Origin of the sequence: Bradyrhizobium sp. LTSP857 (genome assembly GCF_000938285.1) — a bacterium.
Lineage (GTDB): Bacteria > Pseudomonadota > Alphaproteobacteria > Rhizobiales > Xanthobacteraceae > Bradyrhizobium.
The window spans coordinates 174,777-189,623 of record NZ_JYMS01000038.1 but is presented as its reverse complement, the minus strand read 5'-3'; the positions used below and the strand labels follow the sequence as shown (position 1 = coordinate 189,623).

At 63.4% G+C, this 14,847-nt stretch carries 15 protein-coding genes; 3 read left to right on the top strand and 12 right to left on the bottom strand.

Going from position 1 to position 14,847, the window contains the following annotated elements; translation table 11 throughout:
• Nucleotides 1-17 precede the first annotated feature (17 nt).
• The 5 genes from UP06_RS24655 to UP06_RS24635 form a co-directional block, all read right to left on the bottom strand.
• Nucleotides 18-722: an ABC transporter ATP-binding protein gene (locus UP06_RS24655; protein ID WP_045006241.1), complete on the bottom strand. Its 705-nt coding sequence runs from the start codon at nucleotides 720-722 to the stop codon at nucleotides 18-20.
• A gap of 3 nt (nucleotides 723-725) precedes the next feature.
• On the bottom strand, nucleotides 726-1,493 hold the full coding sequence (locus UP06_RS24650) for an ABC transporter ATP-binding protein (RefSeq protein WP_045006240.1): 768 nt from the start codon (nucleotides 1,491-1,493) through the stop codon (nucleotides 726-728).
• Between the two features lie 28 nt (nucleotides 1,494-1,521).
• A complete protein-coding gene (locus UP06_RS24645) occupies nucleotides 1,522-2,832 on the bottom strand; it encodes an ABC transporter substrate-binding protein (RefSeq protein WP_045006239.1) in 1,311 nt (436 codons plus the stop codon).
• A 95-nt stretch (nucleotides 2,833-2,927) separates the two neighbouring features.
• Nucleotides 2,928-3,632, bottom strand: coding sequence for a hypothetical protein (locus UP06_RS24640; RefSeq protein ID WP_045006238.1), 705 nt, complete (start codon nucleotides 3,630-3,632; stop codon nucleotides 2,928-2,930).
• A 29-nt stretch (nucleotides 3,633-3,661) separates the two neighbouring features.
• Nucleotides 3,662-4,690, bottom strand: a complete 1,029-nt coding sequence (locus tag UP06_RS24635; RefSeq protein WP_045006237.1) for an ABC transporter substrate-binding protein — start codon at nucleotides 4,688-4,690, stop codon at nucleotides 3,662-3,664.
• A gap of 138 nt (nucleotides 4,691-4,828) precedes the next feature.
• On the opposite strand from UP06_RS24635, the gene UP06_RS24630 reads away from it, so the two are divergent.
• Nucleotides 4,829-5,278, top strand: coding sequence for a cupin domain-containing protein (locus tag UP06_RS24630; protein WP_045006236.1), 450 nt, complete (start codon nucleotides 4,829-4,831; stop codon nucleotides 5,276-5,278).
• Nucleotides 5,279-5,352: 74 nt separating this feature from the next.
• On the opposite strand, the gene UP06_RS24625 is transcribed toward UP06_RS24630, so the two are convergent.
• From UP06_RS24625 to UP06_RS24600, 6 genes are all read right to left on the bottom strand, one after another.
• Nucleotides 5,353-6,126: an anti-sigma factor family protein gene (locus tag UP06_RS24625; RefSeq protein WP_045006235.1), complete on the bottom strand. Its 774-nt coding sequence runs from the start codon at nucleotides 6,124-6,126 to the stop codon at nucleotides 5,353-5,355.
• Complete coding sequence (locus tag UP06_RS24620) at nucleotides 6,123-6,641, bottom strand: sigma-70 family RNA polymerase sigma factor (RefSeq protein WP_156163198.1); 519 nt, start codon at nucleotides 6,639-6,641, stop codon at nucleotides 6,123-6,125. Before UP06_RS24620 ends, UP06_RS24625 begins: the two co-directional genes overlap by 4 nt.
• A 40-nt stretch (nucleotides 6,642-6,681) precedes the next feature.
• Nucleotides 6,682-8,145 carry a YncE family protein gene (locus tag UP06_RS24615; protein WP_045006234.1) on the bottom strand — a complete coding sequence of 488 codons (1,464 nt, stop codon included), beginning with the start codon at nucleotides 8,143-8,145 and terminating at the stop codon, nucleotides 6,682-6,684.
• 9 nt (nucleotides 8,146-8,154) lie between these two features.
• Nucleotides 8,155-8,691 carry a DUF305 domain-containing protein gene (locus UP06_RS24610; protein ID WP_045006233.1) on the bottom strand — a complete coding sequence of 179 codons (537 nt, stop codon included), beginning with the start codon at nucleotides 8,689-8,691 and terminating at the stop codon, nucleotides 8,155-8,157.
• A gap of 102 nt (nucleotides 8,692-8,793) precedes the next feature.
• On the bottom strand, nucleotides 8,794-9,579 hold the full coding sequence (locus UP06_RS24605; RefSeq protein ID WP_045006232.1) for an ABC transporter permease: 786 nt from the start codon (nucleotides 9,577-9,579) through the stop codon (nucleotides 8,794-8,796).
• Complete coding sequence (locus UP06_RS24600) at nucleotides 9,579-10,397, bottom strand: ABC transporter ATP-binding protein (protein ID WP_045006231.1); 819 nt, start codon at nucleotides 10,395-10,397, stop codon at nucleotides 9,579-9,581. Before UP06_RS24600 ends, UP06_RS24605 begins: the two co-directional genes overlap by 1 nt.
• A gap of 133 nt (nucleotides 10,398-10,530) precedes the next feature.
• Here UP06_RS24600 and UP06_RS24595 point away from each other — a divergent pair, with 133 nt between their 5' ends.
• The gene (locus UP06_RS24595) at nucleotides 10,531-11,313 is read left to right on the top strand and encodes an ATP-binding cassette domain-containing protein (RefSeq protein ID WP_045006230.1); all 783 of its coding nucleotides are present in this window, start codon (nucleotides 10,531-10,533) and stop codon (nucleotides 11,311-11,313) included.
• A complete protein-coding gene (locus UP06_RS24590; RefSeq protein ID WP_045006229.1) occupies nucleotides 11,310-12,866 on the top strand; it encodes a glycine betaine ABC transporter substrate-binding protein in 1,557 nt (518 codons plus the stop codon). The genes UP06_RS24595 and UP06_RS24590 overlap by 4 nt, the downstream gene beginning before the upstream one ends.
• A 155-nt stretch (nucleotides 12,867-13,021) precedes the next feature.
• Here UP06_RS24590 and UP06_RS24585 read toward each other — a convergent pair whose 3' ends face one another.
• On the bottom strand, nucleotides 13,022-14,734 hold the full coding sequence (locus tag UP06_RS24585; protein ID WP_045006228.1) for an LTA synthase family protein: 1,713 nt from the start codon (nucleotides 14,732-14,734) through the stop codon (nucleotides 13,022-13,024).
• Between the last annotated feature and the right edge of the window lie 113 nt (nucleotides 14,735-14,847).

Here is a 14,847-nt window from a genome sequence, read left to right as displayed (position 1 = left end):
GCCGCTTGTCCGTTCCCTCACACCCCGAGATAAGCTTCCTTGACCGTATCGCTTGCCAGCATCTCGGCCGAAGTGCCTGATGCCCGGATCGTTCCCGCCTCGATCAGATAGGCACGGTCGACCACGCGCAGCACCTGCTGCACATTCTGCTCGACGATCAGCACGGTCAGTCCGCGCGCGCGGATGCGTTTCACCAGCTCGAACACCTGCTGCACCACGACTGGCGCAAGCCCTGCGGACGGTTCATCGAGCAGCAGCAGCTTTGGGTTGGACATCAGCGCGCGGCCGATCGCGCACATCTGCTGCTCGCCGCCGGACATGGTGCCGGCCATCTGATGGCGACGCTCCTTCAGCCGCGGAAACAGGTCGAACACGACATCCAGCCGCTCGGCATAATGGCCGCGTGCCTCCTTCATGAAGGCACCCATCTTCAAATTGTCGTCGACCGAGAGCTGCGGAAACAGCCGACGGTTCTCCGGCACATGGGCGATGCCGAGGCTGACGATCTTGTGCGGCGGTGTCGCGACGACGTCGGCGGCTTCCATTTTGATCGAGCCGCGCGAGGGACGGATCAGGCCGGAGATGACGCGCATCAGCGTCGTCTTGCCGGCACCATTCGGGCCGATGACGCCGACGGCTTCGCCCGCTCTGACGTCGAGATTGACGTCGAACAGCGCCTGAAAGGTGCCGTAGCCGGCGTTGACGGATCGCAGCTCCAGCATCGTCTAGCCTCCCGCGCGGCGGCGCGCGGCGGCGGCCGCGGTCTGCGTGGTCTCGGCATCAGTGCCGAGATAGACCTCGATGACGCGTGGATCACCCGCGACCGCGCTCGGCAGCCCCTCCGAGATCTTCTCGCCGTGATCGAGCACCATGACGCGGTCGACCACGCGCATCAAGACACCCATGATGTGCTCGACCCAGATGATGGTGATGCCGAGCTCGTCGCGGATGTTGCGCAACATGTCGGCCGCCTGCCCCATCTCGGTCTCGTCGAGGCCGCCCAGGCTCTCGTCGGCGAGCAGCAGTTTTGGCGCGGTGGCGAGCGCTTTCGCAAGTTCGAGCTTTTTCAGGCCGGCCGCGCCGAGGCCGTCAACGCTGGCATGGCGATCGGTCGGCAAGCCGACCATCGCGAGCGATCGCTCCGCCGCCTCCTCGGCTTTGACCCGGCTGTGGCGGCCCTGGCCGTAGAAGCCTGCGAGCGCAACGTTCTCGAACAGCGTCAGGCGGCGGAACGGCCGCGGGATCTGGAAGGTACGGCCGATACCGCGGTTGATGATCCGGTGCGGCGCGAGGCCCGCGATCTCGGCCCCCGCGAACAGGATCGATCCGGAGGTCGGCGCCAGTGTGCCGGAAAGCATGTTGAAGATCGTGCTCTTGCCTGAACCGTTGGGGCCGATCAGGCCGAGAATCTCGCCTTGCTCGACCTTGAATGACACGCTGTTGACGGCGGTGAAGCCGCCAAACCGCTTCATCAGCCCACTGACCTCCAGCACCGCCGCTCTCCGTTTCCCGAGTGTTGCGCTACTGGTTGCTGTAGGTGGTGCCCTTCGGCAGCGGCAGCACGGCCTCGCGCTGCGCCTGGCTCTTGGGCCATACCACCGAGGATTTGTCGTCGATATACTGGATCACGACCGGGAACGAGCGTTCGTTCTGGCCGGCCATCGGTGTGCCCTCGCCGTAGAACTTCACGCCGAAGCCGAGCATGGTGCCGCCTTCGGGGATGTCAGTCTCAAGCGCCGCCTTGCGCAGCGCGTCGGGATCGACGCCGCCATACTTTTTGATTGCACGCGGCAGCACATCAGCCATGAAGACGTAGGTGTTGGACGCGCCGATGCCGACATGGGCCGAGCGGATGGCAACGCCCGGCCTGATCTTGTCGAACTCCTCGCCGACCATCTTGATGACCGGTGAAAGTTTCGGGTCCATGGTCTTCTGGTTGGCGAGCCAGATCGAGATCGGGTCCGTATTGAAGAGGTAGGTGGCGTCCGCACCCATGCCCTCCTTCAGCTTCTCATAGACGCCGTAGCCCGCGCCATGCCCCATCAGCGCGCCGAACTTCAGCCCTTGCTCGCGAGCCTGGCGCAATAGAAGCGTGATGTCTGGATTGTAGCCGGTGTGGAAGATCACGTCTGGCTTGGCGCGCTTCAGCTTGGTCACCAGCGCGGATAGATCCGGCGCGGTCGCCGAATAGCCTTCCTTCAGCACGACGTTGAAGCCCGCCTTCCTGGCGCCGGCCTCGTTACCCTTGGAGACGTCGACGCCATAAGCGCCGTCCTCGTGAACGATGGCGACGCGCAGGTCAGCCGGCTCCTTGCCGAACTTCTCCTTGGCGTTCTGAGCGATGAAATCCATGGTCATCATGCCGAACTGGTCGCCGCTCGCCTGCGGGCGAAACACGTATTTGTAGTTCTTATCCGCGAATACGGACGACGAGATGCAGGTCGTCATCCACATGAACTTCTTGAGCTGCTCGACGCGGGCTGCGACCGGCACGCACTGCGCCGAGGAGAAGAAGCCGAGCACCATGTCGACCTTCTCCTGCTCGAGCAGGCGGACGGATTCGTTGATCGCGATGTCGGGCTTGCTCTGCGCATCGGCGTAGACCGCCTCGACCTTGTAGCCCTCGACGCCGGTCTTGCTGAAATGATCAAGGATGATCTTGGTGCCGAGATATTCGAGCTCGGAGCCGCCGCCCGCAAGCGGACCGGTCAGGTCGAAAATCACACCGATCTTGATTTTCTTGTCTTGAGCTTTGGCTGACACGCCCAAGCCCGTCGCTGCAATCGCGATCAACAGCCCACGTACCAAGCGGGCAGCCATGCGCAGGCGCATCTAAACCTCCCTGGACGATTGTGCATTGCAATTTTGTTGCTTTTGCTTTTCCAGCCATCACATGGGCAGAGCGATGCGATGTCAAGCCTCGCGCGTCAGCGCGCGGCGAACTGCTGCGCGATGAAGGCCGTGACAAATCGCGGCATGGTTGGGGTGAGATCATCCATTCCGCGCACGAGATGGATGGCCGAAAGCTCAGGTTCGTCCTGATCAGCCAGATTGGCTTCGATCCGGGCGCGAGCCGCTTCACCCGGCATGTCCAGGTTGAGAATCTGCATCATCGCAATCGCCTGGCCGGTGACGACGCAGTGCCAGTCCGCCTCCGCCGTGTAATCGCCGGGGATCAGGCCGGTCTCCTCCTCGATCTCGCGGACGACGCTGCCGGGAATGTCGAGCATCCCATCCCTGACGTCGTCCAGGTCGGGCGTGCCGGACGGGAAATAGATGCGTCCCGCAGTGGATGTGTGCTGCGCCATCTCGCCCATCACGAAGGCGCCGTCGGATGTACGTAGCGCGCCCATGCCGAAACCGTTGAACACGGCAGAATCGGGAAAGCCCCAATCACGCCAGGCGAGGAAGCTCGCGAAATCAGTCTCGAAATAAGTCGCGGCGAGATGGCCGTCCGAGAACATGGGATCACACCCGAGCAGGATTTGGCCATTCCAGATTTTTGGCCGCTCGCGCTGCCTCTCGGCGAAATGCGCTGCGATTTCGGCGCGCCGTTGCTCCGCGAACGGCCAGACAACCGGGCGAACAGCAAGATCAAGCGTCGTGACGCGATGAATGATCGGTGAGGTCATGACGCCTGATTACCGCGGAATCGCGTCAGCTATTTGACGTTCATCCCCGTGGTCTTCTTCGCCTGTTCGACATACTTGTTGGTAAAGGTCTTGCTGACGTCGATCTTGGCGTTGGCGACCTCCGGCGAGCCGACGCTAAATACCGCGAGCACGGCGTCCGCACCTTTCGGGTCCATCTTGCCGGTCTCCGAGAACATCGGGATCGTGTTCTTCAGCGCAGCGAGATAGAGATCCTTGTTCTTGCCGACCATCTCGTCGGGCATTTTCGCCATAATCTCTTCAGGCGAATGCGAATGGATCCAGGCGATGGTGGCGAGCATTGCGTTGGTCAGTGCCTGAGTTTCCTTCTCGTGCCCATTGATCCAGGCCACGGTCGAGTACAGCGCGCCGCCCGGATATTCGCCGCCGAACGTCTCGAGCGTGTCCTTTTGGGTGCGGGTGTCACTGAGGATGCGCAGATCCGCATGGCTGCCCTGGAGCACGGTGACGGAAGGATCGAGCATCACGGCCGCGTCGATCTGCCCCTGCTCCATCGCGGCGACAGCGGTCGCGCCAAGGCCGACGCCGATCACGGCGGTGCCGGCAGGATCGAGCCCGTTCTTCTTGAGCATGTATTTGAGGAAGAAGTCGGTGGAAGAGCCGGGCGCGCTGACGCCGACCTTCTTGCCAGCGAGATCCTTGATCGACTTGATTTCGTTCGTGTGCGAGGGCGAGACCACCAGCACAAGGCCGGGATAGCGGTCATAGACCACGAAGGCTTGAAGCTCCTGCTTCTTCGCTGCCAGATTGACGCAATGGTCGAAATAGCCGGAGACCACGTCGGCACTGCCGCCGAGCACGGCCTTGAGCGCATCCGAGCCGCCCTTGAGATCAACCAGCTCGACATTGAGGCCGGCCTTGTCGTATTCGCCGAGCTGTTTTGCCAGCACCGTCGGCAAATAGCACAGGCAGGCGCCGCCGCCGATCGCGATGGTCACCTTGCTTTGCGCCGCGGCAAAACCGGTGGTGAGCGTCAGCGCGAGCAGCGCGCCGGCGAGCCTGGCAATCGTGTTCTTCATTGGTTTCCTCCGTTCGGCTGGCGGCACCATAAAGCAGCGGGAATGGCTTGAGAAGCACTGCCTAAGTGCACTGGCCATCAGCCTTTCGGCGCAATAGCATGCCCAAACAAGAACAATTCTTGATGGGGAGGATATTCCATGAATCGCCTTGCAATCGGGCTGTCGATCGCCACCGCTTTTGCCGCCGGATGCGGCGTGACCCACCTGCTCCGGCCGGCGCTCGCCGCCGAGAGCATCCCCCCGCAGATCATCCACACCGGCGAGATGGAAGGCGACGCACTGGGGGACGCCAACAAGGTCGGCTTCCGCTCCAAAACGTTCATGACCGCCGACGGCGCCACCATCTCGATCCAGCTCGGCAATGTGCCCAAGCACATGCACCCCAACACCAACGAAATCCAGTACATCCTGGACGGGACCGGGACGATCTGGCTCGGCGACAAAGAAGTCACGGTCAAGCCCGGCGACCTCGTCATCATCCCCAAGGGGACGCCACATGGCGGCACCAAGCCGATCAGCGGTCAGGTCAAGGCCATCGCGATCAAGACGCCGCCGCAGGCTCCGGACGATACCAAGCTGCTGGACTAAGTCCTTCGCAAGCGAACCGCGGTTGAATGCTCGGGCTCGCGCCGATGCGCGGGCCCGTTTCGCGAACTCAAGCGCTAGATCGCGCGTGCCTGCTTCCGAATCTCGTTCGCTATCGGCTTGAGGGTGTCCCCCGAAAGCTGGCCGACAAGCGTATAGCCCATGCCACCATCCGCCCAGGCGAAGCCCGCGACATCACCGGTCGATTGCGGCACCATCGGCGTGTTCTGCTCCCCGCGGTTCATCGGACGCGTCAGCACGACCAGGCGATCGCCGTGATCGTCATCGTACATGAACATCGCGGCCGGACCGTGCGACGTCGCAACCAGGCGTCCGCCCATCAACCGATAGCCTGAGACGGAAAGGTCCGGCACCCTGACCGGCTGCTTAAGCCGGTTGGAGACCCATTGCGTGAGCTCGACACTGTCGGACGCTCGTATCTCGACCGGCCGTACGCGGTCGGGCGCATAGACGCCATAGGAGTAGGCGGCCTCCTGTGCAAGCGCAGACAGTCCATTCGACCCCTCTTGCAGCAGGCTATGCATGGTCCAACCACCAAGACCGCCGATGCCGAGAAGCAACAGCGCCGCGACCACGCCCCACGCCCGCAGAGGACGTCGCCTCGGGTTCTCGATGATGCGCGACAGATTCAGTTCGGCCGGCAAGGGCTCGTCGGCGATTGACGCAAGCGCGCCACGCAGCTGCTCGCGCTGGGTGGCGAAGGCCGCGACGCGTCTGGCAACATCCGGATGATCGTCCAGATAACGTGCGACCCCCGCGCGACGCTCGGGCTCGAGCGCCTGATCCACATAGGCATGAAGATCGTCCTCGGTAATCGGCCGCTGGCTCATTTCACGCTCCGCAATGCCACGACGTTCCCTGGTGCAACGCCGTCCATCTCCTGCTGTAACCTTTCCCGCGCACGCGACAGGCGCGACATCACGGTCCCAACCGGAACGTTGAGGACCGCTGCGGCATCCGCGTAGGAAAGATCCTCGACTGCTACGAGCAACAAAACAGCCCGCTGCTCTTCCGGGAGCTTCGCAAGCTTGCCCAGGACATCCTGGTAGATCAGCCTGTGCTCCTGTGCAGCCGCACTGACGAGCTCCTGCTCGCCTGCATCCTCGATTGGCATATGTCTGCCCCGGGCTGTGGCCTGGCGGAATTGCGTGACCGCCAGATTGTGAAGGATGGTGAACAGCCAGGCGCGCACACTGCCGTCGCGCCGCTGATGCCAGCGGCTGACGGCGCGCTCCAGGCAATCCTGGACCAGATCGTCGGCCGCTGCGCGATCTCGCATGAGCGCGCGCGCATAACGGCGGAGCGCGGGGATCAGCGGTTCGACCTGAACCAGCATGTCCTTCATGAGGCGCTCCGCCTGCTCTCCGTTGTCGCCCTAACGGACCTCATTGCGCCTCGATCTGGACCGCATCACCGGGCATGGCCGCGTCGCCGGACGCAATCACAAGATACCGCTTTGCAGCCGCCGCAGACTGGTCGACGATCTGCCGGATCGGCCCGACCGCGTTGACAATGGCAGATCCGGCCGGATTGGTCATGAACGCTGCCAAGGGCTGCAACGTACCACTTCCATCGCTATGCTCCGCCAGCGCCAACACATATTTCTGCTTGGGCTGAAGCCCTGTTACCGAAGCCTGCAAGACCTGAATCAGACCCTGATCGAACAGCGACACGCTGGTCGGCGCGTTGCGGTCCTTCGGACTGTCTTTCGACGCAAGCGCCAGATGAGCGACCTGACCGGCAACACCGAGTGCCTGCAAGTTCTGGCGGTCATCCGGATTGGACGCTGCACCAGGAACATAGGCGATCGCCTGCGGCGCCTGGCCGATCGGAACGTTCCCAACCACCTTATTGGTCGCCGTGTCGATCGCCGCAAGTGCGTCAGCGTTCTCCAACCCGACATAAATGCGCGTGCCGTCGCCGGACGGCCAGACGCCGTGGGGTAGATTACCAACCGGGATCGTCGCGACTTGCGAGAAATCGTCGGTGCGGAATACCTTCACTTCGTTCAGTCCGCCGATCGTCACATAAGCAAAGGTCCCTTTGGCGGTGTGCGCGAAGTTGACGTGATTCGTGATCGGACCGGTGTCGATCGTCTTGATCGCGTTGAACGGCGGCCTGGCGTTGAACACCTGGGTCCGGCCGACATCCTTCAGCGTGAACCAGACCTGGTTTCCGTCCGGCGTCGCCGCGATGTTCGGGCAGAACGGGCTCTCCTGCTTCACCGTGGCAATGATCTTGTGCTCGGCCACCGCGACCACGTCCGTCTCGGGATTGAAAGACGAGCAGATGTAACCGTACTTGCCGTCGGGTGAGAAAATCTGCATGCCCGGCCCGTTCGGGGTCGTGATGCGGGTCTTCTCCTCAAAACTCTTCGCATCGATCACGGAGATGTAGTTTTCGCCGCGGACGGTGACCCAGACCTCCTTGCCATCGGGTGTGAAGAATGCCTCGTGCGGCGACCGCCCGACATAGGTCACGTGCTTGACCGCGTTGGTCGCGGTGTCGATGAACGTCACCGAATTGGAGCCGATCGACACCACGGCAAGCGTCTTGTGGTCGGGCGCGAAACCCATGCCATGCACGAGCACCTGGCCCTTGTAGAGCGGGCTGAAATTGCCGGGCTGCGGGTCGCCGAGCCGGATCACGCCAAGCAGCTTGTTGTCGACGGGATCGGTAACCGAGACCGTATTCGAGAATTGCTCGGCGGCGTAGACGCGATCGTGATGGCTGATCGGAATATCGGCGGCGGACAGCGCGCCCGGCGCCTGCCCTGCCCATGCGAGCGAACCCGTCGCAAGCATCGTGGCTGCCAGAAGAATGCTCTTCCCGATTGTGTTTCTCTTCATGCGTGGCTCCTACTTCTTCATTCCGGCAGACATATCCATCTGCATGCCCGGATGATGATGGACGTTGGCGGCTGGAACGGATTGCGGCTGGGTCGGCGCTGGCGTGGTGTCGGTCGCCGGTTCGCCGATCGCGAGCTTCATGGCCGCGATCTCCTGCATCTGGTCGACGATGATTTCCTGGGCGATGCGCCGTAGCTGCTCGTTCTTGCCGTAGCGTAATTCGATCATCGCCATGTCGATTGCACCCTGATGATGCGGATTCATCATCGCGACGAAGTCGCGATCGACGTCGCCGGTCGGTTTGGTCGCCATGTCGTTCATCATCTTGGTCATGGCGGCCTCGTTCTCTTGCAGGAACGCACTCTCCTCGACACTGAGCGCTGCCGGCGGATGGGCCGGATGGGCTTCATGCGCGAATACAAGCGGAGGGAGTGCGAATGCGACGAGAATGCGCGCGCCAATGAGCGCCGTGCCGAGGCCGGGCCTGGGCCATCGGCACCCGCTTGCGAGCGCCGCGACGGCGCGGCGAAACTTTGACGGGTGCATCCTGAACTCCCATGCGGGTGATTGCATGGGGGTATGACGCATGGGGGCGCGTTCTATTCCAGCTGACCCATCACATAAACGTCAGCAGGCCAACGAAGCGATTCAGCCGCGCCCGTCCACGGTGGGCCGCCACACCAATAGTCTCCGCTCGACGAGCGTAACCCCGAAGTCGATCAGGATCACGAAGGCCGACAGCACGAACATGCCGGCGAACACGCCGGCGACGTCGAACACGCCTTCGGCCTGCTGGATCAAATAGCCGAGCCCTGCGGCCGATCCCAGATATTCACCGACGACGGCGCCAACCACGGCGAAGCCGACCGAAGTGTGCAGCGACGAGAACATCCACGACAGTGCCGACGGCCAATAGACGTGGCGCATCAACTGTCCCTCACTCATGCCGAGCATGCGGCCGTTGTCGAGCACCGTGCGGCTGACTTCCTTGACGCCCTGATAGACGTTGAAGAACACGATGAAGAACACCAGCGTCACGCCGAGCGCGACCTTGGACCAGATGCCGAGCCCCAGCCACAGCGCGAAGATCGGCGCCAGCACCACGCGCGGCAGTGCGTTGACCATCTTGACGTAGGGGTCGAACACCGCGGCGACCAGCGGCTGGCGCGCGAACCAGAAGCCGACCAGGACGCCACCGAGCGATCCGATCACGAAAGCAAGGATCGACTCCACCAGCGTAATCCAGAGATGCTTCCAGATCACGCCGCTCCAGAACCATTTGACGATCTGCTCGAACACATCGACCGGGTTGGAGAAGAAGAACGGCGGCAACAGGATCTTGCCGAAGATGGGAACGGTCGACAGCAACTGCCACAGCACGATGCAGACGATGGCGACCAGGATTTGCAGCGCAAGCAGCGTGACCCGCGACATCAGACCGCCTCCGCCGCCTGGGTGGATTGCGCGTAGCCCTTCATCACCTCGTCCTTGAGCACGCTCCAGATCTCGCGATGGAGCGCGTGGAACTCCTTGTCCAGCCGCACCTCGAAGATGTCGCGCGGACGGGCGAGCTGCACACGCCAGTCGCCGATGATGCGCGAGGACGGCCCGGCCGACATGATCACGACGCGGTCCGCGAGCGCGATCGCCTCTTCGAGATCATGGGTCACGAACAGCACGGCCTTGCGGTCGGCATTCCAGAGATCGAGCAGCAGATTGCCCATCACCTGGCGGGTTTGCGCATCGAGCGGCCCGAACGGCTCGTCCATCAGGAGGATCTTTGGATCGCGGATCAGCACCTGCGCCAGCGCCACGCGCTTGCGCTGGCCGCCCGAGAGCATGTGCGGATAACGGTTGGCGAAGGCCCCGAGGCCGACGGAGGTCAGCCATTTCTGTGCCCGCGGCAGCGCCTCGGCACGCGGCGTGCCCCTGATCTCGAGCCCGATCGCGACATTGTCGAGCGCCGTCTTCCAGGGGAACAGCGCATCGGCCTGGAACAGGTAGCCGGCGTCCCGGTTCAGCCCCGCGAGCGGCCGGTCGAAGATCTTGACGCTACCTGCGGCCGGCTTCAGCAGGCCGGCGGCGACGTTGAGCAGCGTCGATTTCCCGCAGCCGGTCGGGCCGACAATGGCGACGAACTCGCCCTGACCGACCGAAAGATGCGCCTGCTCCACCGCTGTATAGACCCGCCCGTCCGCCAGCCGGAACGCAACCTTGGCATCTTCCAGCGCCACTGCCGTGGGCGTTGTCATGTGTTTCCTCCAAACCCCGGACGATGCCTTAGCCTCTCGCGCGGCCAAGTTCAATCAACCGGACAAGCGTGCTAGGCATGGGTCTCGTCATCCCCGCCGCCATGGGCGGGTCAGCGAAGTGAGCCCCCGCCCGATGCCTTCCCGGCCGATGATTGGCTATGCGCACGTCACCAAGAGCTTCGGCCTCCTCAAGGCCGTGGACGACGTATCACTCGACATCGCCGAGGGCGAGTTTTTGGCCATCGTCGGCGGCTCTGGCTCGGGCAAGACCACACTGCTGCGGCTCGCCAACCGGCTGATCGAGGCCGACGGCGGCACCATCACGGTTGAAGGCGAGGACGTGCAAAAAATCGATCCGGTCGCGCTGCGGCGCCGGATCGGCTACGTCTTCCAGAGTGGCGGACTGTTTCCGCATCTGAGCGTCGCCGACAATATCGGGATCACGCCAAAACTGCTGGGCCAGCCTGCGGCGGACATCGCAATCCGCGTCGACGAACTGCTGGATCTCGTGCAGCTCGATCGTGCCTCGCATCGCGATCGGCTGCCCGAGGCGCTTTCCGGCGGCCAGCGCCAGCGCGTCGGCGTGGCGCGGGCGCTTGCCGCAAAACCCCGCATCGTGCTGATGGACGAGCCGTTCGGCGCGCTCGATCCCCTCACCCGCGATGCGCTCGGCGACGATTTTCGCGACCTGCACCGCAAGCTCGGCCTGACCACCGTGATGATCACGCACGACATGACGGAAGCGATTTTGCTGGCCGACCGCATCGCGGTGATGCGCAGCGGAAAGCTGCTCGCGCAGGGCACGCCGGCTGAACTTACGAAAAGCAGCGACGCCTATGTGCTGGAGCTGTTGCGGACGCCGCGGCGGCAGGTCGAGCGGCTGAATGCGCTGCTGCCACAAAGCGGTGCGGCATGAGCCTTTTCTCCGATCCGCGCTGGGGCGAGGCGCTGTCGCATCTCCCCGACTATCTCGGCAACCATGTGCGGGTGAGTCTCGCAGCACTTGCGCTCGGCCTGATCATCAGCCTGCCGCTGGCAATTCTCACCCGCAACCGTCCGGCGCCGCGGAGTGTCCTGCTCGCGCTCGCCAGCATCGTACAGACCGTGCCGGGACTGGCGCTGCTCGCGCTGTTCTATCCGCTGCTGCTGGCGGCAGCATCCGTGACGCTGAAATGGTTCGGCGTCTCCTTCTCGGCCTTCGGCTTCCTGCCGGCGATGCTGGCGCTGGCGCTCTATTCGATGTTGCCGGTGCTGCGCAACGGCATCACCGGGCTTAACGGCGTCGACCCCGCACTGATCGAAGCCGCTGAGGGAGTCGGCATGACGCCGCGGCAGTCGCTCGTGATGGTCGAACTGCCACTGGCACTGCCGGTGATGATGGCCGGCATCCGAACCGCCGCAGTCTGGGTGATCGGCACCGCGACGCTCTCGACGCCGATCGGGCAGACCAGCCTCGGCAACTACATCTTTGCCGGCCTTCAAACCCAGAACTGGGTGTTCGTGCTGTTCGGGTGCTTTGCATCTGCGCTGCTCGCACTCGCCGTCGATCAGCTGCTCGGCCTGATCGAGAGTGGGCTGCGTCATCGTAGCCGCCTGCGCGCGGGGTTCGGCGTAGTCGGAATCGCAGCGCTGGTTGCCGCGACGCTGGTGCCGACCATAGGCCGTTCGTCGTCGGGCTACGTGGTCGGCGCCAAGACCTTTGCCGAGCAATATGTGCTGTCGGCGCTGCTGAGAGATCGCCTCCAGTCGGCCGGTCTCTCCGCAAGCGCACGCTCCGGTCTAGGTTCGAGCGTGATCTTCGAGGCACTGAAGGCGGGCGATATCGATATCTATGTCGATTATTCCGGCACGCTCTGGGCCAACCAGTTGCACCGCACGGATATCAAGCCACGCGCGGAACTGCTGACAGAACTCAAGACTGCGCTCGCGAAAGACAACATCACCCTGCTCGGCGAGCTCGGCTTCGAGAACGCCTACGCGCTGGTGATGCCGAAGCAGCGCGCCGAGGCGCTTGGTATCCGCACCATCGCCGATCTCGCCGCACATACGTCGACCCTGTCGATCGCCGGCGACTACGAATTCTTCTCGCGGCCCGAATGGGCGGCCCTGCAAAAGGCTTACGGGCTTCAGTTCCGCGCCCAGCGCCAGATGCAGCCGGACTTCATGTATGCCGCGGTCGCCAGCGGCGAAGTCGACGTCATCGCCGGCTACACCAGCGACGGGTTGATCGCGAAGTACGATCTCGTCGTACTCGATGATCCCAGGCACGCGATCCCGCCTTACGACGCGATCCTGCTGCTCGCGCCGAAGCGCGCTGGCGACGAACGATTGCAGGCGGCGTTGAAGCCGTTGCTCGGCAAGATCGACATCACCACGATGCGCGAGGCGAATCTGCGCGCCGCCGGCAACGACGCGAATTCGTCGCCGGATCTCGTGGCGAAGTGGCTGTGGGAGAAGGTGAAACAGTAGGTCTGCCGCACGTCCCGTCATCCTGAGGTGCGAGGCGTGCACTGCGAAGCAGTGCGCGAGGAGCCTCGAAGGATGAACGGCCGCGATACAGCCGGGCCGTGCATCCTTCGAGGCCTCCGCTACGCTCCGGCACCTCAGGATGACGGCGATGAAGACTAAAGCCCGTGGATCATCCCTGCATTGATCAGCAGCCGATTCAGCCGCCGCGCTTCGGCGCCGTCCTTGCAGGCGTAGAATAGGCCCTTGCAGCGGAGCATGATCTGCTTCTGCTCGGCGAAGGACGGGTCGAGCGGAATGCCCGCGGCTTCCTGGATCACCAGCGGCAGATAAGGACCGTCGATCGTGTCCATCACGGCATCGCTCTTCACCGGCTCGAAATTGACGGCGTCGATCGCGTAATAGGTCGCGTAGAGGCGCGGATCGTAGTCGTCGAGCTTCTTGCCGATGGCGCCTTCGTCGAGCCCGGGCTCGAGAATCTGCGGCGCGAATTCCGGCTGGTGGTCGCCATAGCGCACGATCAGGAAGGGCTCGCCGGGGAACGTCTTCTTCAGCCCGGCGATGAAGGTCTTAAATTGCTCGGCGCTCATCGCTTGCCGGCGGAGATATTCGTCGATGGACGGCGCGTTGCCCGGCGCCTTCCAATTCGGCACCAGGTCGGGGCGAAAGCGCGTCTCCCAGGGGAAATGATTGGCGCCGAGATAGATGAAGGTGAACAGCGGCTTGTTCGGCGTGCGCTCGCCCATCAGCCGGAGCGCCTTGTCGTAGAAGAAGCTGTCCGGCTCGACGTCCTTCGCGCCGAGATCCTTCGAGTCGAAGAAACGCTCGACGCCGGTCGTCATCTGGAAACTGCGTGCGCCCATGAAGCCGCCATAAGCAGGATAGAGCGACATCGTGTCGTAGCCGCAGCGGCGCAGCGCCAGCGGCAGGCCGCGCTCGACGCGGCCCGATGCGATGCGCGTCACGAAATAGGCGAAACGGCCGAATGAGCGCGAGGAGAGGCCTGCGAGCACGTTGTATTCGGTGAACCAGCTAGGGCCGCCATTGCTCTCGGCCAGGAACGTGCGCTGCTTGCCATCAAAGGATTTGAAGTGGCTGCCATAGCCCGGCGGCACCTTGATGCCAGCAGCGGCGCGGATGTCGAAGCTGGATTCATCATGGACCATGATGATGTTCGGCCGACGGCCGGCGGGATGACAGGCATCGACCAGCGGCATGTTGAGCCGTTCGTTGGTCGAGGCGGCCGACTCCATGAAGCCGTATTGCGCGAAGTCGGAGACCGCGCTGACGCCGGAGCGGAAGAACTTTGAGAGATAGCCGTCGTCGTAATAGCCGCGCCAGGCCTCGTCCGGATGATAGAGCGAATAGCCCACAAGTGCGGCGAGACACGCGAGCAGTGAGGCAAGCGCCGGCAGGCGGCGGATGCGGAACGGATCGAGCCACCACAACGCATACATCAGCGGCAGCGTGACGAGGCCGGCCCCGATCACCGACCAGCGCAGGTTCGGGAAGATCGTGAACAGGAACGCGACGGTGTCGCGGTCGATCATCATCAGGTCGATGAAGTTGACGGTCATCTGCACGACGTCGTGCTTGAGCCGCGACAGCAGTATCAGCACGACGACCATGGTCAGCGACAGCGCGCCCGACAGCGCCGGCCGCCGCAGCAGCGTGATCCAGAAGAAGTTGAGGATGCCCCAGGCCAACACGAAAGAGAGCCGCGAGCCAAAATCGGTCTCGGTCTCGTACATCAGCGCAAGGGCTGCGAGATGCGGCGCGGCAACTGCAAGCAGTCGCCAGACGCCGAGCGCGGCGACGCTCGCCAGCACGGCGGTGGCGGCAGAAGGACCTGGATTGGGCGCGGACGCCATCGACGACACGCAACTTCTGGTCCGGCGCGGTGATGCCAAGCCGTGAACCGGCCTGTAGCTTTCGGCGCAGCCGGAAAGCCTGCACCGTGTCATAAAACTGTAATTGAACGGTC